Source organism: Mesorhizobium sp. P2_D1 (genome assembly GCF_056404455.1).
Genome location: NZ_JBFUDZ010000006.1, coordinates 68,798 through 93,587, shown reverse-complemented (window position 1 = coordinate 93,587; position 24,790 = coordinate 68,798). Strand labels below are relative to the sequence as shown.

The window sequence follows — 24,790 nt, the reverse complement described above, 5'->3', positions numbered from 1 at the left end:
TCATGCAACCCATCAGGCGAACACTTCGGCGGCGGCCAACACCGGCGCCTTGAGGTCCTTGTCCGAAAGCTGGAATCCGCCAGCCAATGACGGCCATTCGATGCCGATGGCAGGATCGTCGAAACGGATCGAGCGGTCGTGCTCGGGCGAATAGGTATCGGTCACCTTGTACAAGACTTCGGTGTCCGGCACGAGCGTCACGAAGCCATGCGCAAAGCCCTTCGGCACCAGAATCTGGTTGCCCTTTTCGGCGGTAATTTCGAGCGCAACCCATTTTCCGAAGGTTGGCGAGCTGCGGCGAATGTCGACCGCCACGTCCAGCAGCGCACCCCGCACGACACGCAGCAGCTTGTCCTGGGCTCGCGGCGCAAGCTGGTAGTGCAGCCCGCGCAGAACGCCCGCCGCGGCAGAATAGGACTGATTGTCCTGGACGAAACTCAAGCCTATGCCGGCCTGCGAAAAGCGCTCGGCATGATAGGTTTCGACGAAGAAACCACGCGCATCGCCATGTCGTTTCGGAATGATTTCCAGCACGCCTTCGATGCCAAGGGACCTGACCTCCAGCATTTACTCCTCCAACCGCTCGACGACGCGCCGGCGCAGATAGACGGCATACTCGTTTTTTCCCAGGCGGGTGGCGCGCTGGAGGACATCGTCCGCCGTCAGCCAGCCCTGTTCGAAGGCGATTTCCTCCGGGCAGGCAACCTTTATGCCCTGGCGATGTTCGATCGTGCGCACGAACGAAGACGCTTCGTGCAAGCTGTCGTGGGTGCCGGTGTCGAGCCAGGCATAACCACGCCCCAATCGATGCACATGCAACTGACCACGCTCGAGATAGACATTGTTGACCGCCGTGATCTCAAGTTCGCCACGTGCCGAAGGCCGGATCGCCGGGGCAATGTCAACGACATCGTTGTCATAGAAATAGAGGCCRGTGACCGCCCAGTTGGATTTCGGATTGTCTGGCTTTTCCTCGATCGTCAGGGCGGTTCCGGTGACCTTGTCGAAGGAAACGACACCGTAACGCTGGGGATCTTCGACATGATAGGCGAATACGGAAGCCCCCGTCTCGCGCGAAGCCGCTGCACGGCAGAGCTGCGACAGGCCTTCGCCGAAATAGATGTTGTCGCCGAGGATCATCGACACGCTGTCCTTGCCGATGAAATTCCGGCCGATGATGAAGGCTTCCGCAAGTCCGTTGGGTTGCGGTTGCTCGGCGTAGGACAAATCAAGCCCAAACTCCGATCCGTCGCCAAGCAACTCGCGGAAAACCGGCAGATCACGCGGCGTTGAAATGATCAGAATCTCGCGGATACCCGCGAGCATCAAAACGCTCAGCGGATAATAGATCATCGGCTTGTCGTATATCGGGAGGATTTGCTTGGAGACTGCCAACGTTAGCGGATAGAGCCGCGTTCCGCTGCCTCCAGCAAGGATAATTCCTTTCAAGAAGTTCTCCTTGACATGCCTAAACCCCCAGCCCTGACATAAACCGCGCTCGTGCTTAGGTTCCATGCAATGGCTTGTCAATCTCGGCGATCGACAAACAGCCGGACTATGTCGCGCCAAGCGCGCCTCAGTTAGATCAGTCCAAAATACGCCCGGTACCAGTCCACAAACCGCCCTACCCCATCGGCAACCGTCGTCACCGGGCGGTAGCCGACCGCCTGCTCCAGCGCCGATGTGTCGGCAAAGGTATCGGGCACGTCGCCGGCCTGCAGCGGCAGCATTTCGATGATGGCTTTCCTGCCAAGCGCGCTTTCCAGCGCCTCGACATAGGCGGTCAGCTTCACCGGTTTGCTGTTGCCGATGTTGAAGATGCGCCAGGGCGCGCTGCTGGTGGCCGGATCCGGACGGCTGGAGTCCCAGGCTGCATTGCCGACAGCCGGGCTATCGCTGGCCCGGACGACGCCTTCTGCGATGTCATCGACATAGGTGAAGTCGCGCGTGTGGTTGCCGTTGTTGAACAGCTTGATCGGCTCGCCGGCAAGAATGCTTCTGGTGAACAGGAAAAGCGCCATGTCCGGACGCCCCCAGGGACCATACACCGTAAAGAAGCGAAGCCCGGTGGTCGGCAACCCGAACAAATGGCTGTAGCTATGCGCCATCAGCTCATTGGCGCGCTTGGTCGCGGCGTAGAACTGCAGCGGATGGTCGGCCGGCCGATGCTCGGAAAACGGCATGTCGGTGTTGGCGCCGTAGACACTCGAGGTGCTGGCATAGGTCAAATGCGCAACGGCGCTGCTGCGGCAGGCCTCGAGCATGTTGGTGTAGGCGATGATGTTGCTTTCGACATAGGCATGCGGGTTTTCCAGGCTGTAGCGAACCCCTGGCTGGGCGGCGAGATGGATCACCCGGTCAAACGTGTGGTTCGCAAAGCAACCATCGACCACGCCCTTGTCGGCGAGATTGCCGCGGATGAAATGATAGCTCGCATTGGTCTTGCGGCTGGCTTCCTCCAGCAGCCGCAGCCTCGCCTCCTTGATCTGCGGATCATAGTAGCTGTTGACGCTGTCGATGCCGACAACCTCGTCGCCGCGCCCCAGCAGGCGCTTCGATACGTGACAGCCGATAAAGCCGGCGGCGCCGGTGACCAGGACCTTCATCAGAAGCGCCCGTCCAGTCCTCGATCTCTCCCGGTGTTCAGGAGCGCTTCAGCAGCGACCACACGGCCGGCACCAGGCTTGCCGCCAGGGCAACCTTGATCAGATCGCCGACGATGAATGGCACGACGCCGAACTGCCACGACTTTTCGGGACCGATCAGCAGCGCCAGCCAGGCAAAGCCCATCGCCATCATGACGACTTCGGCAACCAGCATCGCGCTGAAAAGCTTGCCCGGATGACGGTCCCAGCCCCGATCGGCGGCCCAGCCGACAATCGCCGCCATGGCCACGAAACCCAAGAGATAGCCGCCGGTCGAGCCGAGCATGTAAGCAATGCCGATACCCTTTTCCGGGGTGCTCTGGAAGACCGGAAAGCCCATTGCGCCCTCTGCCATGTAGAGCAGCAAGGTGGCGACGCCCAGACGCATCCCGAAGGCAGCGGCGATCAGCAACACGGCCAGCGTCTGCATCGAAATGTCGACTGGCCCGAGCATCACCTTGGTCTTGGCCGACAGGGTCAGCAGCAGCGTTCCGGCGATCGCCAGGAGAAGCTGCGTTGCCAGCCGCGCCGCGCCCTCTTGCGGCAAAGCCAGAGACACAAGCGGACGCATCGTTGTTGCAATTGCCATTGTATTTCCCCAATCCGATTGCCGCTATCTCATGTTCGCGGCCTCGCGTTCTCCTATATTGGCTTGTGTGTTATGCGGCAATCGGTTTTGCCGTCTCCTCGAACAAGGCACCGATGCATCTGCCATGGCTCTCAAATTCGAAACCGGCTTCGATCCCGCCTATGGCAAGGCGGTGAGCGTCGCGGCTGATATCCAGCGCATCACCGCCCGCAATCCAAGCCCCTTCACCTTTCACGGCACCAACAGCTACATCGTTGGCCGCGATACGCTGGCGGTGGTCGATCCTGGGCCGGACGATGAGGCGCATCTGCAAACCCTGCTCGAGGTGATCGCAGGCCGGCCGGTCAGCCATATCTTCGTCAGCCACACGCACCGCGACCATTCCCCGCTGGCGGCCCGGCTGAAAGAACGCACCGGCGCCGCCCTGCTGGCGGAAGGACCGCATCGCCCTGCAAGGCCCCTGCATATCGGCGAGACCAACGCACTCGACGCCAGTGCCGACACTGCTTTCGTTCCCGATATCGCATTGCCCGACGACAGGGTGGTCGACGGCGACGGCTGGTCGATCAGGACGATTTTGACCCCGGGCCACACCGCCAATCACGCGACATTCGCGCTGGAAGGAACGGGGATCCTGTTTTCGGCCGATCATGTCATGGCATGGGCGACGTCGATCGTCGCGCCGCCGGATGGGGCGATGGCCGACTATATGGCCTCGCTGGACCGGCTGATCGAACGCGGGGACCGCCTGCTGCTGCCGGGACATGGCGGGCCGGTGACCGCACCGCGCCGTTTCATGCGCGGGTTGAAGACGCATCGTAAGATGCGCGAGCGCGCCATCCTGGAGCGGGTCAGAGCCGGCGATCGGACGATCGTGGACATGGTCAAGGCGATCTATCGCGATACCGACCCGCGGCTGCATGGCGCTGCCGGATTGTCGGTGCTTGCCCATCTCGAGGACCTGGTGGAACGCGGCCTGGTCGTGACCAACGCCGCACCAGCCATTGACGGCAATTTCACGCCGGCCAGATAGGCCTTCATTCGGCCGGAGCCGCGCCACCTGGCCGGCGACTTCCTGGTCGAGTTCCGCCTATGACATACACATCTTACTCCCCTTCCGGCCTTAAACTGCTAGCAATCGCGCCGTTTCTAATGAGAACTCTCAGCATTCTCTCTAGCAAAATCCCGATATATTTCTTATCATCTAAATCAATATGTTTTCTGTCAAAATTATACTTTATGAAATCGTTTGTTTGTTTACACTTTGCATCCTCCGAGAGCTGATATTGCTCTAGAAAGTATACTGTGCATGAGAAATTATTCTCAGACGAGGCCATATGTTCAATCATATGCACAAACAGTGGACCGGAGCCAAAAGCGGTATCGGCCTTCACGGGACTGACGTTGATGATCATCAGACTAGTAAAACAAAAACAATAACCCAAAATAATCTTGAGGCAATTGATGGGCGGGTTTACCGTTAATATTGGTTTTAAGGAGTCCATCTGGTATCCCTCACTTAGAAACCGAGGTAAAACGCGCCGAAGTTATTCGTTCCAGATAGGTGTCGACACTGTCAGATTCACAACTCAAAGCGTGCGCATCATCAGTCCCTTGCCGTCGCTCATCCGGCCTCAAGCCTCATTCGGCCGGAGCCGCGCCAACCTGACCGGCGACTTCCTGGTCGAGTTCGGCGAGAAAGTCGACAATACGAGCGGCATTGTCGCCGAGGTCGTAACGGCCGTAGCGAGAGGCCGACCGCATGTCGACGATGATCGTGTCGCCGTCGTCGGCCACGCGGATCGCGACGTCGGCGGGAAGACCAAGGACAAAGCCCTTGGCCACCGCGGTAATCGTCACCTCGGTTTGCCCCCTGAGGTCTGGATAGGGCTCGGAAAGGTCCCAATCGCGCCGGTCGAGCACGGTTTCGACGGCATCCACGACGGTGTCGAACGGCAGATCGTAGCTGCGTGCGCTGACCAGCGGATAGCTCTCCGTCTGCAGCCGCTGTTCGCCAGGCGTGGATGGGGAGAGCACGTTCATGTCTTTGGTCCGGTCGCTCACGTCGAGCGCGGGCGGATTGTCGAAATCCGTCGAGATATCCCTGAGCGGCGGATAGATCGTCGCCCAGTAGGCGGCAACGCCATAGGGCGCGAGCACCAGCAGCGCCAGCAAGGCGCCGACTGTCAGGTCACGACCGCCAAGGTCGCCGAAGTTCCACAGCCGCGAAAAGGCAAACCCGGCAAACAACAGCGCCAGGGCCGCCAGCAGCGCCACAATACCCATCACCCACAGGAAGACAGGCGTTTCGACGAGGTCGATGCGATGGCCGACGAAAGCGGTCAGCAGCAGCACCGCCGAAAAGGCGGCCGTGCGTCGCGACCATCCGGCCGCCTTCGAGGTCTGCCGTTCAGGAATACTTGCCATCGATTGCCGCACCACCCCAACCCGAACGGAGACTTAGAGCGGTTCGTCGTTTCACGGAAACGATAAACCGCTCTATCTCTTTGTTTTGACGCAATTCCCGGAATTGCTCTAGAACCTTTTGCTGGCGGCTTGAAGCCGAAAGACGCAACATTCCCGTCAATCCGTCGGCAAGCGATAGTCCCGGAATTGCTGACGCAAGGTGATCTTCTGGATCTTGCCGGTGGCGGTGTGCGGTATTTCGCCGACGAAGGCGACATCGTCCGGCATCCACCATTTGGCAACTTTGCCATCCATGAAGTCGAGAATGTCGGCCTTGGTCGGTTCCTTGCCCGGCTTGCGAACAACGACCAGCAACGGCCGCTCGCCCCACTTCGAATGATGGACGCCAATGGCTGCTGCCTCGGCGACATCGGGATGACCCACAGCCAGGTTCTCGAGATCGATGGTCGAAATCCATTCACCGCCGGACTTGATGACGTCCTTGGCGCGATCGGTGATCTGCATATAGCCGCCGGCGTCGATGTGGGCGACGTCGCCGGTGTCGAACCAGCCGTCCTCGTCGAACTGCTCCGAGCCAACACCGCCATAGTAGGCGCGGGCAACGGCAGGTCCACGCACCTTCAAGCGGCCAAATGTCTTGCCATCCCAGGGCTGAGCGTTGTCGTCGTCGTCGGTCACCTTCATTTCGACGCCGAAGGGTGGGTAGCCCTGTTTCTGCTGGACATCGAGCCGGGCTTCACCCTGGAGACCGGCATAGTCCGGCTTCAAGGTGCACAGTGTGCCGAGCGGCGACATTTCGGTCATGCCCCAGGCGTGGATGACCTGGACGTCGTAGTTCTGCTGAAACTTGGTCATGATCGCGCGCGGGCAGGACGAGCCGCCGATGACGACCTTTTTCAGATAGGGAAGCTTCTTGCCGGTCTCCTCCAGATACTGCAGCAGCATCATCCAGACGGTCGGCACGGCAGCGCTGAAGGTCACCTTCTCGGTGTCGAGCAATTCATAGATCGAGGTGCCGTCCATCTTGCAGCCGGGCATGACCAGCTTGGCGCCGATCATCGGCCCGCTCTGGCCAAGGCCCCAGGCATTGGCGTGGAACATCGGCACGACCGGCAAGATCGTATCGCGTGCCGACAGCCCCATGGCGTCAGGCATGGCGGCGATCATGGCGTGCAGCACGTTCGAGCGGTGGCTGTAGACGACGCCCTTCGGATCGCCCGTGGTCCCCGACGTGTAGCACATGCCGGCAGCCGTGCCTTCGTCGAAGGTCTTCCAGGCGAAGTCGCCATCCACCTCATCAAGCCATTCTTCATAGGCAACCACATTCGGCAGTGTCGTCTGCGGCATGTGCGCCTTGTCGGTCAGCACGATCACCTGTTTCAGCGACTTGACGGCGCCGGCGATCTTCTCGAGCAACGGCATGAAGGTCAGGTCGACGAAGACAGCCTTGTCCTCGGCATTGTTCATGATCCAGACGATCTGCTCGGGAAACAGGCGTGGATTGAGCGTATGGTAGATGGCGCCGATGCCCATGATGCCGTACCAGGCCTCGATGTGGCGCGCCGTGTTCCACGCGAGTGTGGCGATGCGGTCGCCCAGGCGATAGCCGTCGCGTTCCAGCCGTTGGGCGACCTTCAGGGCGCGGCGATGGATGTCCGCGTAGCTGGTGCGCACGATCGGCCCCTCGATCGAGCGCGACACGATCTCGCGCACGCCATGCTGCCGCTCGGCATTGTCGATGAGCTTGTGGCAAAGCAGCGGCCATTCCTGCATCAGTCCCAGCATTCGTTCCTCCCCTGCGCTTTGCGTCGTGCTTTTTCGTGCCATTGTGGAGCGAACCGGCGGATTGTCCAGCCACCAGCACCGGCAAGCCCAGTATTGATCGGCATGACGGACAAGACCGCCACAATCCGGCCATCGTCGGCATTAAGGTTAGTTAACGGGCAAGGGGCGATTGGCGACTGAAAGAGGTTCGCATGGACGCGCAGCTCGACGACAAGTCCCTTGAGAATACGCTTGCCGAAAGTCTGGCCGATCTGGGCCCTGATACAAAGACCGTTTCCGAAGATGAATTTGTTGAAGTTGTCGGCGGCGCGCTGGAAGCGGTCGGCGGCACACTGCTGTTCAAGATGTGCGTCCAGAACGAAGGCGAAGGCCAGCACGTCGCAGCCGCATCCATCGGCGACGGTGGCAATCGTCAGCTCCTGCTGCTCACCTTGCCAACCGGTGGCGGCCCCCTGAAGGTCGAGACCACGTCGAGAAGCAGCAATCCGGTGGCCGGTATCGCAGCCGCCTATGCCGGGCTGATGGATGCGTTCAAGACCGCCGCCTGACCATCTCAGGCAATCTTCGAAACCGTGATCGGGCCTGCACCCGGCCTGGGCTAACGGTTTGTGCCTTGCGTGGCGACAGCAGGCCTTGCGCAACGCGTTTGCGCGACACACCTTAAAGCCGAGGCAAGGAGAACCCGCATGGATCAGATCGTCAACCCGGCACCCGGGTTCCAACGCAATCCCGACAAGGTCATCACCATCGAGCCTTATGTCGGGACCGTTACGGTGCGTGTCGGAGACACGGTCATAGCTTCATCGACGAAGGCCAAGGTGCTGACCGAGCCCCCCTATCCCGCGGCCTTCTACATTCCGTTCGCCGACATCGATTTCGGCAAGCTCAGCAGCACGGAACATTCGACCCACTGTCCCTACAAGGGCGATGCCAGCTATTGGAGCGTGCTGCCTGCGGGCGAGACCGGCCAGAACGCGATGTGGGCTTACGAGCAGCCTTTCGACGAAATGGCTGAAATCCGCGACCACGGCGCATTCTACGCCAGCAAGGTCAGCATCGAAGCAAAAGCGGGCTGAGAACTTCGACTTGCCTCTCAGGTGCATCGGGAGTCAGGTCGGGCCGACATCACCCGAATATCAACGCACCTAGAGCAGTTCACCGTTTCACGGAAACGGCGAACGGCTCTAACTCTTTGTTTTGACGCAATTCCGGACGGAAAACCGTTTCACACTTTTCCTGGAATTGCTCTAGTCCGTGGTGCCGTGATTGCCGAAGCCGTCGGCATCGTCGAGCCGCACGAAGGTCAGGCCCTTGGCCTTGAGCGCCAGAAGCCCCTGCACCACGCCTTCGCCGGCCGCATGGGTCGGCTGGTTGATGTGCGAGATAATGACGTCGCCGTCCTTGGCCGCCGCGATGCGCCGCGCGGTTTCCCTGGCGCCGAGCAATGAGCCACCATCGCCGTTTATGGAGAATCCCGCGATCTTGAAGCCAAGCTTGCGGATCATGGCGATCGCCGACGGGCTGTATTCGGCGGTCGCACCACGAAACCATTTCGGCGCCGGCTCGCCGGTCTTGGCAAGGGCGGCGGCACCCGACTGGACCTCGGCCAGCACGGCGTCGGGGCTGCCGGCGCTGCGGATGCCGTAGATCTTTTGCGGCGTGTCGACGGCAGGGATATGATGGCCGCCGTGATTTTCCAGCTCGAACAGGTCGGGATGCGCCCGCATGACCTCGACCGCGGCGGCGTTTCGCTTCAGCCAGATGCCTGTCACGAAAATGGTGGCGGGTATCTTGTTTTCGACCAGCGCCGAAAGTATCCGGGTGTCGGTCTGTCCACCGCAGGCATCGAGCGTGAGCGCAACGCGGCCGGCTCCGCTTGCCTCCGGCCTGATGTGCAATGTCGGCTCGACAAGCGGCGCGGCGTGGCCGCTGGACACCACGGCCAACGACATGGCGATCACGCAGAGACTTCTTTGCAGCAGGCGCATCAAACCGACTTCCCGACCGGTGCTTTCAGGCAGGTATCCCAAGACCCGCATGAAGGCGAAAATCGGGATGGTGCATAGCAGAAAGCGCCCGGCGCGACAATTTGACTGTCCGTGGTGCGAGCGGCTAGTTCCGCGGCCCGCGATGGCCGTTGTCCGCGCGACGCATGAACTCAGATGGCGCGTTCGAGCTTCACGTCGGTGCGCGACAGGAGTTCGCGCATCGCATCGACGACTGGTTTGACCTCCAGTCGCCAGACGCAGTAGGCCCTGCCGAAATCCGGCCGGCCGCAACGGTCGTTGGCCACGCAGTCGCAAGGCATCGGCGGTTGAAGCGCGATATTGGGCACGCCAACGGGACCCCACTGCGACGGCGGCGTCAAGCCGAACAGCCCGACAACCGGGATTCCGGCTGCAGCCGCCATGTGCATCGGGCCGCTCTCATTGCCGAGAAACAGCCGGGCCTGTTTCAGCACCGCCAGCAACGTCTCAAGCGACAGCGCTCCAACGAGATTGACGACGGGCGACGCCGTCCTGGCGACGATGCGTTCGGCAATCTCGCGCTCGTCCGGGCCGCCGACCAGAACGACGTCCAAACCGGTTTCGCCGGCAATCTCTCCAATCGCCTCGGCAAACCGCTCCGGCTGCCAACGTCGCCCTTCAAAGCTTGCGCCGGCGTGCACGGCGATGAAAGCGTTTGGATGAACATGATGCTTGCCCAGCAGCGCCAACGCATTTGACGTCTCGGGCGGCAGCGGTTGGAGGTTTGGAACCGTCACATGGAGACCGATGCCAAGCGCCTGGAGCGGCGAAAGATAGCGGTAGACGAAATGTTCCTCACCAAAGCCAAATGGCTTGGCAAACACGTTGGCGGGCTGCCGCTCCAGCAGACGCAATGGCCTCTCGGTGGGATTGTAGCCGACACGGGTCTTTGCATTGACCAGCCCGGTGAGCATGCGTGACGTCTTTGAATCGGCCAGGTCGATCGTCAGATCGAAATGGAAACGGCGCAGCGCCCGCACGACGGCGTAAAGCTCCTTGCCGCGCTGCAGGGGGGTGCCGCGCAGGTGGGCACGCCTGAACGTGACCACCTCGGAGGCAATGTCATGGGCGACTACGAAGCTCGCGAAGCGAGCGTCGCACAGAAACACCAGCCTGGCATCGGGGAATTCGAGCCGCAGGTTTTCTGAGAGCACCGAGGCGAGAACGAGATCTCCAATGTACTTCGTCTGAATGACCAGGATCGAGCGAATCGGCGCGGGTGCAGTCTGCAACATCTGTTTCCCAGGACAATTGGCGGGATGTCGAAATTACGCAATGATTACGCAATGCCGTCAGCACGTTCGTGTGAATTGCTTTACAAAACGGTAAGCTCGACCGGATGGATCCTATCCGCGGCCGGCCTTAGAGCAATTCACCGTTCACGGAAACGGCGAATCTCCTTTGCTTTGACGCAATTCCGGAAGCAAAAGCGTATCACACTTTTCCTGGAATTGCTCCAGCTCTTTGCTTTGACGCAATTCGGGACGGAAACTGCTTCACACTTTTCCGGGAATTGCTTTCGCAACCAGCACCGCCGCCTGCGCGGCCGCTAACCTCGCAATCGGCACGCGATAGGGCGAGCAGGACACGTAGTCGAGGCCGACCTCTTCGCAAAACCGAATCGAGGCCGGATCGCCGCCATGTTCACCACAGATGCCGAGCTTGATGTCGGGCCGTGTCGCCCTGCCCTTTTCGGCAGCCATGCGCACCAGTTCGCCAACCCCGTCGATGTCGAGGGAGACGAACGGATCCTGATCGATGATGCCCTTCTGGCGGTAGGTCTCCAGGAACGAGGCCGCATCGTCGCGCGAGATGCCGAATGTGGTCTGGGTCAGGTCATTGGTGCCGAAGGAGAAGAATTCGGCCGTAGCGGCGATGACATGGGCGCGGATCGCCGCGCGGGGGAGTTCAATCATGGTTCCAGTCAGATAGTCGATCTTGACGCCGGTTTCCTGCATGACGCTTTTGGCGACGGCATCGATGCGCGCCTTGACGTAGTCGAGTTCTTTCACCAGGCCGACCAGCGGCACCATGATTTCGGGAACGACAAGTGCGCCGGCCTTCTTGCCCGCCTCGACTGCGGCCTCGAAAATGGCGCGCGCCTGCATCTCGGCGATCTCGGGGTACGAAACCGCAAGCCGGCAGCCGCGATGACCGAGCATCGGGTTGAATTCATGCAGCGCGTCGGTGCGCTGGCGGAGCTTGTCGGGCGACACCTTCATGGCGGCGGCAACCTCGGCCACCTCCTCCTCGGTCTTCGGCAGGAATTCGTGCAGCGGCGGATCGAGCAGGCGGATCGTGACCGGCAGGCCGGCCATGATCTCGAACAGTTCGAGGAAATCCGAGCGCTGCATCGGCAACAGCTTGGCGAGTGCCGTTCGCCGGTCCTTCTCGGTGTCGGCCAGGATCATCTCGCGCATGGCGACGATGCGGTCGCCATCGAAGAACATGTGCTCGGTGCGGCAAAGCCCGATGCCTTCGGCGCCGAAGGAGCGCGCCATGCGCGCATCGAGCGGCGTTTCGGCATTGGTGCGCACCTTCATGCGGCGAACGGCGTCCGCCCACTCCATGATGGCGGCGAAATCGCCGGACAGTTCCGGCTGCAGCATCGGCACGGCACCCTTCAGCACCTGGCCATTGCCGCCGTCGATGGTGACAATGTCGCCCTTGCGGAAGGTCGCCCCCATCGCCATCAGCGTGCCGGCCTTGTAGTCGACGCGCAGTGAGCCCGCGCCAGACACACAAGGTTTGCCCATGCCACGGGCGACAACCGCGGCATGGCTGGTCATGCCGCCGCGCGTGGTCAGGATGCCTTCGGCCGCATGCATGCCGTGAATGTCTTCAGGACTGGTTTCGATGCGCACCAGGATCGCCTTGCGGCCTTGCGTCTTCAGCTCCTCGGCGTCAGCAGAGGAGAAGACGATCTCGCCGGTGGCAGCACCGGGAGAGGCCGGCAGCCCGACGCCGATGACGTCGCGCGCTGCCTTGGGATCGATGGTCGGGTGCAGCAGCTGATCGAGCGAGGCCGGATCGATGCGGGCGACCGCCTCTTCCTTCGTAATCAGCTTGTCCCTTGCCATTTCGACGGCGATCTTCAACGCAGCCTTGGCGGTGCGCTTGCCGGAGCGGGTCTGCAGCATCCACAACTTGCCGCGCTCGATGGTGAATTCGAGGTCCTGCATGTCGCGATAGTGTTTCTCCAGACTATCGGAGATGGTGACGAAGGATTGGAACGCGTCCGGCATCAGCTTCTGCAAGGACGGCTTGTCCGATCCGGCGGCAATGCGCGCCGCCTCGGTGATGTTCTGCGGCGTGCGGATGCCGGCGACGACGTCCTCGCCCTGCGCGTTGACCAGGAACTCGCCATAGAGCATCTTTTCGCCGGTCGAGGGATTGCGGGTGAAGGCAACGCCGGTGGCCGAGGTTTCGCCCATATTGCCGAACACCATGGCCTGGACGTTGACCGCCGTGCCCCAGCTTTCGGGGATGTCGTGCAGGCGCCGGTAAGTGATGGCGCGGTTGTTCATCCAGCTCGAAAATACCGCGCCGATGGCGCCCCAGAGCTGCTCATTCGGATCCTGCGGAAACGGCTTGCCGAGTTCTTCCTCGACCTTGGCCTTATAGAGCGCGATGACGCCTTGCCATTCGAGAGCCGTCAGTTCGGTGTCGAGCTCATAGCCGAGCCCGCCCTTCTGGTCTTCGAGGATTTCCTCGAACACCTCATGGTCAAGGCCCATCACGACATCTGAATACATCTGGATGAAGCGGCGGTAGCTGTCATAGGCAAAGCGCGCATCGCCCGAATCGGCGGCCAGCGCCTCGACCGTCTCGTCGTTCAGCCCGAGATTGAGCACGGTATCCATCATGCCGGGCATCGAGGCGCGGGCACCGGAACGCACCGAGACCAGCAGCAGTTTCGACGGATCGCCGAACCGGCGGCCAGTCAGCCGTCCGATGTGATCGAGCGCGACCGCGACATCCGTTTCCAACCCTGCCGGATAGGTGCGGCCATTGGCGTAGTAAGCGTTGCAGACCTCGGTGGTGATGGTGAACCCGGGCGGCACCGGCAGGCCCAGGCTGCACATCTCGGCCAGATTGGCGCCCTTGCCACCCAGCAGATTCCTGTCGCCGGCACGGCCTTCCGCCGCACCATCGCCAAAGGTGAAAACCCATTTGGTCATGCTTTGCTCTCCGGTTGCAGGAGATTGGAAAGATTGGCGAAACGGAAAGTTCCGCCGTGTCCGACTGTGGAGCGATATGATGCTGCAGTGCGAAACGCAAGGCGTCGGCAAAGTTGTGCGGCCGCTACAATCGATTAAGCAAAAGCTCTGTCCAAGGATGCGGCAAAAAGACTTGCCATTCCGGAGCTTTTGGAATAGAACATAACAGGAACAAAGGTGCGCCATGAAACTACACGGAAAACTCGATTACCTGGAAATGCCGGCGACCGGCGGAACGCTGGACCGGCTCAAGGCTTTCTACAGCGCTGCCTTTGCCTGGTCGTTCACCGACTATGGACCGACCTACTCAGCCTTTGCCGAGGGGTTGGACGGAGGCTTCCAGGCCGACGCGGCGGAAGCCCCCGCCAAGCCGCTGCCCGTGCTCTACAGCAGGGATCTGGAAGCGACACTCGACGCCGTCGAAAGTGCCGGTGGCACGATCGTCAAGCCGATCTTCTCGTTCCCCGGGGGCCGGCGCTTTCACTTTGTCGATCCGGCCGGAAACGAGATGGCGGTGTGGGCCGAATAGCCATCGCATGTCATCTGGCAGCGCTGCGTTGCCTGCCCATTTTGGACGTTCCCATCGTCGCTCATAAGGATTGTGCTTTTCGGCTGCTCTGCTAAGAACGCGCCGCACAAGCGACTCTGACGGCAATTGGGGCGTCGCCAAGTGGTAAGGCATCGGTTTTTGGTACCGACATTCCCAGGTTCGAATCCTGGCGCCCCAGCCATACTTTTCTGGCCATCCTGGAACATCACCCATCTCTCGGATAGGGCAGCAGCGATTTATGATCTGTCCGGCCAATGACCAGGGCCAGTTCCCACGTGTGGCATGACAGTCGCCGAAGCGGGCTGCCCTCATTAATCCAGGTGATTTTCCGAACGCGCGACCTGCGCTAAAATATCACCTTACCGAAGTTGAGACCCGTCGTGGCCAGGACCGACAAGCGCCCATTCAACGTGAACGTCTTCCTCAATACGGTCGACGGCGGGAGGACTGTGGCGACGTATCGCAAGAATGAGACTGTCTATTCGCAGGGCGACCCGGCGGATTCCGTCTTCTACATCCAGAAGGGCAAGGTCAAAGTCTGCATCGTATCGGAGCAGGGCAAGGAAGCGATCGTCGCTCTCCATGAGAGCGGGGACTTCTTCGGCGAAGGCTGCTTGTCCGGCCAGCCGCTGCGGTTGGCTACAGTTTCCGCGATGTTGGACAGCGTCATTACGCGGCTTGATAAAGCATCAATCACGCGGGTGCTGCGGGAGGAGCCGAAGTTCTCAGAGATGTTCATGTCCTATTTGCTGGCGAGGAACGCCCGCGTCGAAGAGGACCTGGTAGACCAGCTTTTCAATTCGAGTGAGAAGCGTCTGGCGAGATTGYTCCTTCTGATGGCAAACTTTGGCAGGGAGGGGAACCCTCAGCCTGTCATCCCGAAGATAAGCCAGGAGACGCTCGCGGAGATGGTTGGCACCACCAGGTCGCGCGTCAGCACGTTCATGAACAAGTTCCGCAAGCTCGGGTTCATCCATTACAATGGAGATCTGGAGGTTCATAACTCCCTCCTGAACGTGGTCCTGCACGACAATCCTCACCTAAGGGACAGGGACCGTTGAGGACTGTTCTGTGTGGAACAGCCAAGTCACCTGCGCGGATGTTATATTTTAGGGGCGGTCCCACCCTCCGGACCGGACCTACAACCTAAGACCATCTCGGCGAGGCAACGGCATGACTGCCGGCGTACCGACCGCGGTCGTGCGAGTCAGAAAGATGGCTCGGCGTTGTTGGTGACGTCGGCGCGTCCGTCCCGCACCCCCCGCAAGCGGACGCGCCGGCCCCCGTATTCCATAGTCATGCACGGAGGGCTTGTGCATCGTCCGCCCCACTCAGCACCGCCTTTCGGCGACCATGATGCGTGGTGGCCATGTGATGGCGCACGCGAACTCGGACGATCTCTTCAAGCTGGCCGTTCGAAAGCATGCACATAGCCTCAACAGTATAGCCTTGAACATCTCCCTCTTTTCCATACAAGGTCATCGAAGATTCCACCAAGACGGGTGGCGGTCAAAATGGAACTTCAATGAACCTTCCCATCTTCGCCATCAACCTCGATCGCGAGACCGGTCGCTGGAGCGAATTGCTCGCCAGCGCCGAAGCGGCCGGCCTGACCTTGCAGCGCATTGCGGCTATCGACGGCCGCGCGCTTGCCAAGGCGGACTGGACGGAGATCGATCTTCCAACCGCGCGCAAGTTGAGCGGGCGCGACATTCTGCCCGGCGAATATGCCTGTTACCGCAGCCACATCCAGGCGCTGGAAACGTTCCTGGCCGGTGGCAGCGCCTATGGCCTGATTGTAGAGGACGACGTCCTCTTCAGCGAAAACACCATGCGGCGCATCCAGGCCATCATCGCCGCGGTGCCGGATTTCGACGTCATCAAGCTAAACAACCATCGCATGAGCTTCTTCATGCGCGCCGTCGAGACGACGGAAGGCGACGAGATCGGTCGCGCGCTGCATGGCCCGCAGGGCTCGGCCGCGGCCTATCTGGTGACGCGGGAGGGCGCGCAAGGGCTGTTGTCGGCGCTCGCGGTGATGAAAATGCCGTGGGACGTCGCACTCGAACGATTTTGGGATACCGGCCTGAAAGTCTATTCGGTCCGCAAAAACGTGCTCGGCTTCGCCGCCAGCAGCAAGATTTCCGGCATAGCCGGCCCCTCGGGCAGCTACAAATTCGCGCGGCTTGCCTGGCCGAGCCGGCTGGACGCCGGGGCGTTCCGGGCCAAGGACGAGTTGAGCCGCCTGCATCACGTCCTGCTGCGGCCGCCCTTGCCGCGCGAAATTCCGGATTATGCCAGGGCCGACGCGCCGCGCTACACAGTGCTTCTGGTCCTTGCGGTATTCGCCATTCTCGCCATGGCCTCCGCGGTCTGGCGCGAGGCTGACACTTACCGCTTCGCGGGGATGGCACTCGCCGCGGTCGCGGCCATCCGCTGGTTCAGACGGGACCTGTGGACCTACAGCAAGCCACTGATCGGATGGGTCGGCGGGCTCTGCCTGGGTTGGTCGCTCTATGTCTTCATCCGACTGGCGATCGTCTATTTCGGCACCCACCAGTTGGGTGCCGCCGAAGGCATCTACCTGTTTCCGCTGTTTTATGCGACGACCGGCTTCGCGCTCTTGCTGTTTGTCAGGCGGCCTGGGCAGCTCGTCCTCTGGTTCATGATCCTCAGCCTTGTCTTCCTGGCGGCGGACACCGGCTATTCGGACATCCTTCACGGAACCAGACCGGAGCCGTGGCTTTTCAACAATCCCATTCACGCGTCGGTGGCGGCTGGTTTCATCTTCCTTTGCACGCTGCAATTCATGGCATACACGGCCCAAAGAACGGACCTGAACAAGGTATCCAGGAGCCTGCACTGGGCGCTGTCGACAGCCGTCCTGCTGTTTGCCTTCGCCAACATCATTGCGCTGCGGTCGAAGGGCGTCTGGCTTGCGCTCGCGCTCGTCCTGCTTCTGCTGGCGATCATGACGCTGGCGAGAGGTCATCGCCGCGAGCTGATGATCGGAGGCGGCGTGCTGGCAATCGTTGCAGCCAGCGTTGTCGCCATGCACAACATCTTCTGGTCCACCGCCGGCGACACCATGATCTTCGTCAAGAACCTGGTTTCGGATGCTTTGAGCCATGGCGTCCTCCCGGCCTTCGACCGCGCCATCGCGAGCAATACGGTTCCAGTTGCGGCCAGGGAACGGCTGATGCTGTGGGCCGATGCGATCGAGGTCTGGAAACGCCACCCGATCTTCGGAGCCAGTTCCAGCTGGCTCACCGAATGGCAGAACAGAACCTACCACCCCATGATCTTCAACGTCTTCCACAACGGCTATCTGGAGATAGCCGTGCGCTACGGCGTGGTCGGGCTGGCGTTCTTCGGCTTTCTCTACGCCTGGTCGTCCAGGCAGGTCGTGCTGGCCGTGCGGGCCAAGCTTGTCGCTCCGGCCGTATGGTCCTGCTACATCTCAACGTTGGTCTTCTTCGCCCTCACCGTCCTCAGCAATTCGAACAACCGGCTGGCTATCGGCGAGGCCTTCATGTGGCTCGCTGCCGCGTTCGGCTTCTATTGTTTCTACCTTCGCCAGCAGAAGAACCTTGTCGAGCCAAGAACCTATTTTTGACGCATGTCGCCCAAAAGTGGCCCCGGTTTGGGGCAACGACATGCATAAAACCAAGGCTTAAAGCGCGTCGCCTTAATCCGCTTCAACGCGACGCGCTATAGATCGCCGGCGCGTCGCGCGACGGCTCAGCTCGCTTCGCGCATCGCTTCGGCGGCCTGCAGGTCGACCGAGACGAGCTGGCTGACACCCTGCTCGGCCATCGTCACGCCGAACAGCCGGTTCATGCGCGCCATGGTGATCGGGTTGTGGGTGATGATGACGAAACGCGTCTCGGTGGTGGCGGCCATCTCGTCCATCAGATTGCAGAAACGCTCGACATTGTGATCGTCGAGCGGTGCGTCGACTTCGTCGAGCACGCAGATCGGCGCCGGATTGGTCAGGAACACAGCAAAGATCAGCGACATCGCCGTCAACGCCTGCTCGCCACCAGACAGCAGCGTCATGGTCTGCGGCTTCTTGCCGGGCGGGCGGGCCAGGATTTCAAGCCCGGCCTCGAGCGGATCGTCGGATTCGATCAGCTGCAATTCCGCCGTGCCGCCGCCGAACAGATGCGAGAACAGCCGCTGGAAATGGCTGTTGACCACGTCGAAGGCGGCAAGCAACCGCTCGCGGCCTTCGCGGTTCAGGCTCTGGATCGCTTGCCGGAGCTTGCGGATCGCCTCAATGATGTCCTCGCGTTCCGACACGATCGTCTCCAGCCGGTCGGAAAGCTCCTTCTGCTCTTCCTCGGCACGAAGATTGACGGCGCCGAGCCGTTCGCGCTCGATCTTCAGCCGGTCGAGCTGGCGCTCGATCTCGGCCATCTCCGGCATCGGGCTGTCGGCCTCCAGACCAGTGTGGCGGATGACCAGATGCGGCGGCGTGTTCAGCGTTTCCTGGATGCGCGCCTCGACCTCCAGCCGGCGTTCGTCGGCCGCGGTCAGCCGCTCTTCGGCGCGGACGCGGGTCTCGCGCGCCTCGGCCAGCGACTGGATGGCGCCGGTGGCCGCCTTGTCCATTTCGGATTGCCGGTTTTCCGCTTCCTGCAGACGGTCGGCGGCGGCCTTGCGCAAGGTCTCGGCCTCCGTCAACTGTGACAGCAAGGCGCGCCGCTTGGCGTCGATTTCATCGGGCGCATCGGCCAGCCGCTCGCGTTCGGCCTCGGCCTCGGCCTTGCGTTCGCCAAGCGATGCGATCTGCGTCGAGGCGTTTTCGGCCCGCTCCAGCCAGTTGCTACGCTCGGCGCCAATGGCATCGAGCCGGCGCGTGCGCGCCTCGGCTTCGCGGCGCAGCCCCTCATGCACGGCACGCGCATCGGCAAGCGTGGCGCGATCGCGGGCGACATTGGCTGCGGACTGTTCGAGCTGCAATTGCAAATCGCCGAGATCGGGCGCGTCCTGCAGCAGCATTTCGGCCTCGGCGAAGGCCGACGAGGTCTCTTCATGGCTATCGACGATGCGGGCGCGCGCCTCATCCAGTGCCGCGCGCCGGCTCGCCAATTCGCCGCCGGCCTTTTCGGCCTCGGCCAGCGCGTTGCGGGCGGCGTCCAGCCGATGCTGGGCGTCACGCCCAGCCTGGCGCGCGTTGCGCTCGGTCTCGCTCGCCAGGCGAAGCGCCTGTTCGGCCTGGGCCAGTGCCTCCTCGGCCTGGCGCAGGACGAGCGTCGCCTGCACCGCTTCGGCATCAAGTTCAGCCAGCCGGTTCTTCTGCGCCAGCCTTTGCGCGGCCGCGGTGGGCGCATCGGCACTGGCGGTAAAGCCGTCCCAGCGCCAGAGCGCGCCCTCGCGGCTGACCAGCCGCTGGCCGGGAGCAAGAAGCGCCTGCAGCCGGCGGCCATCGCCTGATACAACGATACCGATCTGCGCCAGGCGGCGGGCAAGCTGTGCCGGCGCGTGAACGACGCTGGCAAGGCTCCTGACGCCTTCAGGCAGAGCCGCGTCGCCGGGCTGGATCTCGCTTTCGCCCCAATGCACCGGTGCGCTGCGGTCGAGCGGCACGTCGAGATCTTCGCCAAGCGCCGCACCCAGCGCCGTCTCGAAGCCACGCTCGACGCTGATCTGCTCCAGCACGGCTGGGAAGAGATCGCCGCTGGCGGCATTCAGGATCTTGGCCAGCGTGCGCGCTTCGGTCTCGATGCGTGCCAACTCGGCTCTGGCATCCTGCAGCGGCGGCCGGGCAGCGCTTTCGCTGGCGCGGGCATCGATGACCGATTGCTCGGCCTGCGCCACGGCAGCCTCGGCCTCATCCAGCAGCGCCATCGCCTGTTCGACCAGCATGCGCTTCTCGGCCGGATCCGGCAGGCCGGCGACCTTGGAGAGGATATCAGACAGTTCCCGGTCGACATCGGCAAGCTGACGGCCGAAACGGTCGCGGCGCTCGGCGGTGTCGCGCAGCGTCCGTTCGATCTGGTTGCGCGAGGCGGCAGCCTCGGCCCGCTCGGCGGTCAGCGCGGCGAGTTTGGCTTCGCTTGCCGCAAGCGTCGATGCCGCCTGTTCGAAAGCCGCGCGGGTGCTGGCTTCGCGCTCGGCAGCACCGGCATTTTCGGAATTGAGCGCGGCTTCTTCGGTGCGAAGTCGCTCAAGAATATCCGCATTGTCGCGGACCATGCGCTCCTCGCGCGCAATGTCGCCGTCGAGCTGCTGCAGCCGGCGCTCGAGTTCCCCCTGACGGGCGCGGATGCGGCCGGCTTCCTCCTCGATCTGCGACTTGGCGATCGACAGGCGCTGGAAGGCGGCGGCAGCGGCGGCTTCCGCGTCGCGCAGCTCCGGCAGCCGGTGGGCGCCGATGCCTTGCTCCCTTGCGGCGGCCATCTGGGCTGCGGCGCGGTCACCGACCAGCGCGGTGGCAACAGCCAGCGCCGAGCGCGCCTCGCCTTCCTGTGTCTTGGCCAGTGTCCAGCGCAGATGCAGCAGCGTCGCTTCCGCCTTGCGGATATCGGCCGACAGGTTCTTGAAGCGCGATGCCTGGCGCGCCTGGCGCTTCAGGCTTTCGATCTGGCTTTCCAGCTCGCCGACGACGTCGTCCAGGCGCTCCAGGTTCTGCTCGGCCGCCTTCAGCCGCAACTCGGCCTCGTGGCGACGGGTGTGCAGGCCGGAAATGCCAGCAGCCTCTTCGAGCAAGGCGCGGCGCGCCTGCGGCTTGGCCTGGATCAGTTCGCCGATGCGGCCCTGCCCGACCATCGACGGCGAGCGCGCGCCGGTCGACTGGTCGGCGAACAGGAGCTGGACATCCTTGGCGCGCGCTTCCTTGCCGTTGATGCGATAGAGCGAGCCCGCCTCGCGTTCAATCCGGCGCGACACCTGCAACTCGTCGGCATCGTTGAAGGCAGCGGGCGCACTGCGGTCGCTGTTGTCGAGGAAAAGCGTGACTTCAGCGGTGTTGCGTGCCGGGCGCGTGCCCGAGCCGGAGAAGATGACGTCGTCCATACCGGACGCGCGCATGTTCTTGTAGGAGCTTTCGCCCATTACCCAGCGCAGCGCCTCGACCAGGTTCGACTTGCCGCAGCCATTCGGCCCGACAATACCCGTCAGGCCGCGCTCGATGACGAACTCGCCGGGCTCGACGAAGGACTTGAAACCAAGGAGGCGAAGGCGCGAAAACTTCATTCGCGCCGCCCGCTAAGCGGATTCAGCAAAGTTGTGCCGCGGCTTTGCGGGGAAAATCCACGGCAAGGCAAATGGGCGACCAGCGCCGGGCGCGGCCGCTTCGATGCTGCCTGAGCGTCAGAGCAGGGGGTCGATGATGGCCGACATTTCCGCAATCGACATCGCCCCCTTGTAGGTCTTACCGTTGATGAAGAAGGTCGGTGTCGAGTCGACCTTGAATTCATTGGCGCCGCGCTTCTGGACCGATCTCACATCGTCCAGAAGTTTCTGGTCCGTCAAGCAGGCCTCGAAGGACTCCTGTGTAAAACCGGCCAGCTTGGAGATCTGCAGCAGCGCATCCTTGGTATTGGGCACTCCAACCCAGTTCGCCTGCTGCCTGAACAGCACATCCACCATCGGGAAATAGTTATCCTTGGCGCAGCGCGCCAGCATGAATCCGGCTTCAGCGCTCGGATCGAACGGGAATTCGCGCAGGATGTAGCGGGCCTTGCCGGTGTCGATGTACTTGGTCTTCAGGTCCGGAAAGGTGGTCTCGGCGAAATGCGCGCAATGCGGGCAGGTCATCGAGGCGTATTCGACGATGGTGACCTTGGCGTCGTCCTTGCCAAGCTGCTTGTCGGGCAGCGCACCCGGCTTCAGCAGTTCAGCCATATCCACGGTGCCCTGGGCTTCCGGTGCAGTCGCGGCGGCCGGCGTGGCCGGCTTCGCAGGCGCGGCCGGGTCCGCGGGCTTTACATCCGCCGCCTTGGCTTGCTCGTCAGAGTCGCTGCAGGCGGCGAGCAGGGCGACCGCCGGAATGGCGGCCAGCGAAGTCAGGACGTTTCTGCGAGACAAGCTTTGGCCAAACGGGGGACGGTTCATACGAATCACCTGACAAGAGTTGAATTTTGCAATGCAAAGGCACGAAAAGGCGAGAGTTGGCGCGAATTAAGGCATCTCCATCCCCAATCCAATCGCCAAACCTGACAGGGGCGATCACGAATGCGAGATATTGACGACAAATCTATGACTTCCTTTCGCCCAGAATGGTGGCGCCGAGCCTTTCCAGCGAGGCGCGCAGCCCATCATCGTCGACCAGGCCGACGGTCGAGGACAATTTCGACTTCTCGGCCGCGGTCAGCGGCCTGAAGGTCGGTTTGCGCTTTCCTTGGTCCGCCGTCACCGGCTTCTGCAGGATCCTGATCCGGCTGATGGCGGTGAAACCGAGGAAGGCGTTGACCCGGTTGATGATCTCGCCGGTCTCGTGCTGCAGATGCAGCGCCGCCATGCCTTCACAGGCGATGACCAGCACCGCCGGCTCGAACGGATCGTCTTCATGCATGCGGCGCGGCCACTGGATCTTTTCGGGACGCGAGCGGCTGGCAAGGCGTGGCCCGGCGATCTCTTCCCACGACTGGACGAGGCCGATCGAAATGCCGGCCCGCTTGCGCAGCACCGGGTCGAGGATTTTGGTCGCAAGATCGCTGACCGGGACGGGATTGCCGTAGGGCGTTCTCCCTGCCATGTACGTTCTCCAGCCTCACCAGCATCGGCCAAGGCCAATTCCCGATCAATGGCACCAGCAGACCAGACCCGCAAGACCACACCCCCATTCGGTGCCGACATCGCGTCCCGCCTGCTCGGCTGGTACGATGTGCATCATCGCGAGTTGCCGTGGCGCATCACGCCGCGTGAGCATGCGCGCGGAATACGGCCCGATCCCTACCGCATCTGGCTGTCCGAAGTCATGCTGCAGCAAACCACTGTCGAAGCGGTGAAGGCCTATTTTCGCGTCTTCGTCGAGAAATGGCCTGATGTCGGGGCGCTTGCCGCGGCACCGACCGAGGACGTGATGAAGGCCTGGGCCAGGCTCGGCTACTATTCCCGCGCGCGCAATCTCAAGGCCTGCGCCGACCTGGTGGCCCAGCGCGGCGGCCGGTTTCCCGACACGGAAGCCGGCCTCAGGGAGCTGCCCGGCATCGGCGCCTATACATCGGCGGCGATCACCGCGATCGCCTTCGACCGCCCCGCCGCCGTCGTCGACGGCAATGTCGAACGCGTCATCTCCCGGCTGTTTTCGATCACAACACCGCTGAGCGAAGCCAAGGCCGAGATACGCGCCCATGTCGAGCGTATGGTGCCAGGGACAAGGCCGGGCGATTTCGCGCAGGCGATGATGGATCTCGGCGCCACGATCTGCACGCCACGCCGGCCGCGCTGCATGCTGTGCCCGCTGCGCGAAGATTGCAGCGCGGTGGGTTCAGGTGACCCCGAACATTTCCCGGTGCGGCTGCCCAAGGCCGACAAGCCGCTGCGGCGCGGTGCGGCCTTCGTCGCCGTGCGGGGCGACGGCGCCGTTCTGCTGCGCAAACGGGCGGAGAAAGGCCTGCTTGGCGGCATGACCGAAGTGCCGACGACCGCCTGGACAGCGCGGATCGATGGCGCCACCACGCAAGCGGCGGCACCCTTTCCCGGCAACTGGAAGCCCACGGGGCGGATCGCCCATGTTTTCACGCACTTCGCGCTTGAGCTCGACGTGTTCCTCGCCCACACGAATGGCGAGACGCCGGCCGGCCATTTCTGGTCGCTGCCATCAGACATTTCGGGCGAAGCGCTGCCCACTGTCATGAAAAAGGCAATCGAGGCTGCGATACCCGGCGCGACGAAAAAACCGTCGCCACACAGTGCAAAGAGGCCCCATGACTGAAATCCGCCACATCGTTTTCGACATCGGCAGGGTGCTGATCCACTACGATCCGAATATTCCGTTCAGCCGCCTCATTCCGGATGCCGAAGAGAGAAAGTGGTTCTTCGACAATGTCTGCACGCATGACTGGAACATCGAGCAGGATCGCGGCCGGACATGGCAAGAGGCCGAGGCGCTGCTGATTGCGGAGCATCCCGATCACGCGGAAAACATCCGCAATTTCCGCCGCCACTGGCACGACATGGTGCCGCACGCCTATGACGACAGTGTCGCCATCATGGTCGGCCTTATCGAGAGCGGCCACGACGTGACCATGCTGACCAATTTCGCCACCGACACGCTGGCCGAGGCGCGCAAACGCTTCGATTTTCTCGAACGGCCACGCGGCGTCACCATCTCCGGCGAAGTCAGGATGATCAAGCCGGATCGCGGCATCTACGATCATCACGTCGCCGCGTTCGGGCTCGAGCCGTCGGCCACGCTGTTCATCGACGACAGCCAGAAGAACGTCGACGGCGCCAAGGCGGCCGGCTGGCAAGCGGTGCTGTTCACCGATGCCAAGACGCTTCAGGCAGACCTTGAACGCCTCGGAATCATGGCGTGATTTGAATCGCTTCCGGCGATCCGTTGATACCTTGCGTCAGCGAGAATGGTGGCAATT

20 protein-coding genes and 1 tRNA gene are annotated in these 24,790 nt (G+C 62.2%); 9 read left to right on the top strand and 12 right to left on the bottom strand.

Annotation, left to right across the window (positions count from 1 at the left end):
* Nucleotides 1-12 precede the first annotated feature (12 nt).
* From rfbC to AC1D0I_RS07710, 4 genes are all read right to left on the bottom strand, one after another.
* Nucleotides 13-567, bottom strand: a complete 555-nt coding sequence (gene rfbC / locus AC1D0I_RS07725; RefSeq protein ID WP_095091969.1) for a dTDP-4-dehydrorhamnose 3,5-epimerase — start codon at nt 565-567, stop codon at nt 13-15.
* Nucleotides 568-1,449: a glucose-1-phosphate thymidylyltransferase RfbA gene (rfbA, locus tag AC1D0I_RS07720; protein ID WP_457154263.1), complete on the bottom strand. Its 882-nt coding sequence runs from the start codon at nt 1,447-1,449 to the stop codon at nt 568-570.
* A 131-nt stretch (nt 1,450-1,580) separates the two neighbouring features.
* Nucleotides 1,581-2,606 carry an NAD-dependent epimerase gene (locus AC1D0I_RS07715; RefSeq protein WP_477394150.1) on the bottom strand — a complete coding sequence of 342 codons (1,026 nt, stop codon included), beginning with the start codon at nt 2,604-2,606 and terminating at the stop codon, nt 1,581-1,583.
* Between the two features lie 37 nt (nt 2,607-2,643).
* On the bottom strand, nt 2,644-3,234 hold the full coding sequence (locus AC1D0I_RS07710) for a biotin transporter BioY (RefSeq protein ID WP_477394148.1): 591 nt from the start codon (nt 3,232-3,234) through the stop codon (nt 2,644-2,646).
* A gap of 124 nt (nt 3,235-3,358) precedes the next feature.
* Between AC1D0I_RS07710 and AC1D0I_RS07705 the strand changes: the two genes are divergently transcribed.
* Entirely contained in the window at nt 3,359-4,267 is a 909-nt protein-coding gene (locus AC1D0I_RS07705; protein WP_477394147.1) for an MBL fold metallo-hydrolase, read from the top strand.
* A gap of 608 nt (nt 4,268-4,875) precedes the next feature.
* On the opposite strand, the gene AC1D0I_RS07700 is transcribed toward AC1D0I_RS07705, so the two are convergent.
* Both AC1D0I_RS07700 and AC1D0I_RS07695 read right to left on the bottom strand, forming a co-directional pair.
* On the bottom strand, nt 4,876-5,661 hold the full coding sequence (locus AC1D0I_RS07700; protein WP_477394145.1) for a DUF1499 domain-containing protein: 786 nt from the start codon (nt 5,659-5,661) through the stop codon (nt 4,876-4,878).
* 156 nt (nt 5,662-5,817) lie between these two features.
* Nucleotides 5,818-7,446 (bottom strand): fatty-acid--CoA ligase, encoded by a 1,629-nt coding sequence (locus tag AC1D0I_RS07695; protein WP_477394143.1) that lies wholly within the window; start codon nt 7,444-7,446, stop codon nt 5,818-5,820.
* Nucleotides 7,447-7,637: 191 nt separating this feature from the next.
* Here AC1D0I_RS07695 and AC1D0I_RS07690 point away from each other — a divergent pair, with 191 nt between their 5' ends.
* Both AC1D0I_RS07690 and AC1D0I_RS07685 read left to right on the top strand, forming a co-directional pair.
* The gene (locus AC1D0I_RS07690; RefSeq protein ID WP_095091963.1) at nt 7,638-7,994 is read left to right on the top strand and encodes a hypothetical protein; all 357 of its coding nucleotides are present in this window, start codon (nt 7,638-7,640) and stop codon (nt 7,992-7,994) included.
* Between the two features lie 138 nt (nt 7,995-8,132).
* Nucleotides 8,133-8,522, top strand: coding sequence for a DUF427 domain-containing protein (locus AC1D0I_RS07685; RefSeq protein WP_457154219.1), 390 nt, complete (start codon nt 8,133-8,135; stop codon nt 8,520-8,522).
* 171 nt (nt 8,523-8,693) lie between these two features.
* Here the strand turns inward: AC1D0I_RS07685 and AC1D0I_RS07680 are convergent, their stop codons facing one another.
* From AC1D0I_RS07680 to ppdK, 3 genes are all read right to left on the bottom strand, one after another.
* Nucleotides 8,694-9,434 carry a polysaccharide deacetylase family protein gene (locus AC1D0I_RS07680; RefSeq protein ID WP_477226124.1) on the bottom strand — a complete coding sequence of 247 codons (741 nt, stop codon included), beginning with the start codon at nt 9,432-9,434 and terminating at the stop codon, nt 8,694-8,696.
* Between the two features lie 170 nt (nt 9,435-9,604).
* Complete coding sequence (locus tag AC1D0I_RS07675; protein WP_477394142.1) at nt 9,605-10,708, bottom strand: glycosyltransferase family 9 protein; 1,104 nt, start codon at nt 10,706-10,708, stop codon at nt 9,605-9,607.
* 261 nt (nt 10,709-10,969) lie between these two features.
* Complete coding sequence (gene ppdK / locus AC1D0I_RS07670; protein ID WP_477394140.1) at nt 10,970-13,654, bottom strand: pyruvate, phosphate dikinase; 2,685 nt, start codon at nt 13,652-13,654, stop codon at nt 10,970-10,972.
* Nucleotides 13,655-13,877: 223 nt separating this feature from the next.
* Between ppdK and AC1D0I_RS07665 the strand changes: the two genes are divergently transcribed.
* The 4 genes from AC1D0I_RS07665 (at nt 13,878) to AC1D0I_RS07650 (ending at nt 17,859) form a co-directional block, all read left to right on the top strand.
* Complete coding sequence (locus AC1D0I_RS07665) at nt 13,878-14,222, top strand: VOC family protein (RefSeq protein WP_095091959.1); 345 nt, start codon at nt 13,878-13,880, stop codon at nt 14,220-14,222.
* A gap of 127 nt (nt 14,223-14,349) precedes the next feature.
* Nucleotides 14,350-14,424 (top strand) — tRNA-Gln (locus AC1D0I_RS07660).
* Between the two features lie 199 nt (nt 14,425-14,623).
* Nucleotides 14,624-15,304 (top strand): Crp/Fnr family transcriptional regulator, encoded by a 681-nt coding sequence (locus tag AC1D0I_RS07655; RefSeq protein ID WP_477394139.1) that lies wholly within the window; start codon nt 14,624-14,626, stop codon nt 15,302-15,304.
* 464 nt (nt 15,305-15,768) lie between these two features.
* Nucleotides 15,769-17,859, top strand: a complete 2,091-nt coding sequence (locus tag AC1D0I_RS07650; protein ID WP_477394137.1) for an O-antigen ligase family protein — start codon at nt 15,769-15,771, stop codon at nt 17,857-17,859.
* Between the two features lie 125 nt (nt 17,860-17,984).
* Here AC1D0I_RS07650 and smc read toward each other — a convergent pair whose 3' ends face one another.
* The 3 genes from smc to AC1D0I_RS07635 all read right to left on the bottom strand — a co-directional run bounded on the left by smc (nt 17,985) and on the right by AC1D0I_RS07635 (nt 22,947).
* Nucleotides 17,985-21,443 (bottom strand): chromosome segregation protein SMC, encoded by a 3,459-nt coding sequence (gene smc, locus AC1D0I_RS07645; RefSeq protein ID WP_477394135.1) that lies wholly within the window; start codon nt 21,441-21,443, stop codon nt 17,985-17,987.
* Nucleotides 21,444-21,560: 117 nt separating this feature from the next.
* Nucleotides 21,561-22,304: a DsbA family protein gene (locus tag AC1D0I_RS07640; RefSeq protein ID WP_095091955.1), complete on the bottom strand. Its 744-nt coding sequence runs from the start codon at nt 22,302-22,304 to the stop codon at nt 21,561-21,563.
* 142 nt (nt 22,305-22,446) lie between these two features.
* Nucleotides 22,447-22,947 carry a DUF721 domain-containing protein gene (locus AC1D0I_RS07635; RefSeq protein ID WP_477394133.1) on the bottom strand — a complete coding sequence of 167 codons (501 nt, stop codon included), beginning with the start codon at nt 22,945-22,947 and terminating at the stop codon, nt 22,447-22,449.
* A 48-nt stretch (nt 22,948-22,995) separates the two neighbouring features.
* On the opposite strand from AC1D0I_RS07635, the gene mutY reads away from it, so the two are divergent.
* Nucleotides 22,996-24,129 carry an A/G-specific adenine glycosylase gene (mutY, locus tag AC1D0I_RS07630; RefSeq protein WP_477394131.1) on the top strand — a complete coding sequence of 378 codons (1,134 nt, stop codon included), beginning with the start codon at nt 22,996-22,998 and terminating at the stop codon, nt 24,127-24,129.
* Nucleotides 24,122-24,733 (top strand): HAD family hydrolase, encoded by a 612-nt coding sequence (locus AC1D0I_RS07625; protein WP_477394129.1) that lies wholly within the window; start codon nt 24,122-24,124, stop codon nt 24,731-24,733. Before mutY ends, AC1D0I_RS07625 begins: the two co-directional genes overlap by 8 nt.
* Nucleotides 24,734-24,790 lie beyond the last annotated feature (57 nt).

Coding starts and splice junctions, on each gene's coding strand:
- rfbC (WP_095091969.1), bottom strand. CDS start 567: ATGCTGGAGGTCAGGTCCCTTGGCATCGAAGGCGTGCTGGAAATCATT.
- AC1D0I_RS07715 (WP_477394150.1), bottom strand. CDS start 2,606: ATGAAGGTCCTGGTCACCGGCGCCGCCGGCTTTATCGGCTGTCACGTA.
- AC1D0I_RS07710 (WP_477394148.1), bottom strand. CDS start 3,234: ATGGCAATTGCAACAACGATGCGTCCGCTTGTGTCTCTGGCTTTGCCG.
- AC1D0I_RS07705 (WP_477394147.1), top strand. CDS start 3,359: ATGGCTCTCAAATTCGAAACCGGCTTCGATCCCGCCTATGGCAAGGCG.
- AC1D0I_RS07700 (WP_477394145.1), bottom strand. CDS start 5,661: ATGGCAAGTATTCCTGAACGGCAGACCTCGAAGGCGGCCGGATGGTCG.
- AC1D0I_RS07695 (WP_477394143.1), bottom strand. CDS start 7,446: ATGCTGGGACTGATGCAGGAATGGCCGCTGCTTTGCCACAAGCTCATC.
- AC1D0I_RS07690 (WP_095091963.1), top strand. CDS start 7,638: ATGGACGCGCAGCTCGACGACAAGTCCCTTGAGAATACGCTTGCCGAA.
- AC1D0I_RS07685 (WP_457154219.1), top strand. CDS start 8,133: ATGGATCAGATCGTCAACCCGGCACCCGGGTTCCAACGCAATCCCGAC.
- AC1D0I_RS07680 (WP_477226124.1), bottom strand. CDS start 9,434: ATGCGCCTGCTGCAAAGAAGTCTCTGCGTGATCGCCATGTCGTTGGCC.
- AC1D0I_RS07675 (WP_477394142.1), bottom strand. CDS start 10,708: ATGTTGCAGACTGCACCCGCGCCGATTCGCTCGATCCTGGTCATTCAG.
- ppdK (WP_477394140.1), bottom strand. CDS start 13,654: ATGACCAAATGGGTTTTCACCTTTGGCGATGGTGCGGCGGAAGGCCGT.
- AC1D0I_RS07665 (WP_095091959.1), top strand. CDS start 13,878: ATGAAACTACACGGAAAACTCGATTACCTGGAAATGCCGGCGACCGGC.
- AC1D0I_RS07650 (WP_477394137.1), top strand. CDS start 15,769: ATGAACCTTCCCATCTTCGCCATCAACCTCGATCGCGAGACCGGTCGC.
- smc (WP_477394135.1), bottom strand. CDS start 21,443: ATGAAGTTTTCGCGCCTTCGCCTCCTTGGTTTCAAGTCCTTCGTCGAG.
- AC1D0I_RS07640 (WP_095091955.1), bottom strand. CDS start 22,304: ATGAACCGTCCCCCGTTTGGCCAAAGCTTGTCTCGCAGAAACGTCCTG.
- AC1D0I_RS07635 (WP_477394133.1), bottom strand. CDS start 22,947: ATGGCAGGGAGAACGCCCTACGGCAATCCCGTCCCGGTCAGCGATCTT.
- mutY (WP_477394131.1), top strand. CDS start 22,996: ATGGCACCAGCAGACCAGACCCGCAAGACCACACCCCCATTCGGTGCC.
- AC1D0I_RS07625 (WP_477394129.1), top strand. CDS start 24,122: ATGACTGAAATCCGCCACATCGTTTTCGACATCGGCAGGGTGCTGATC.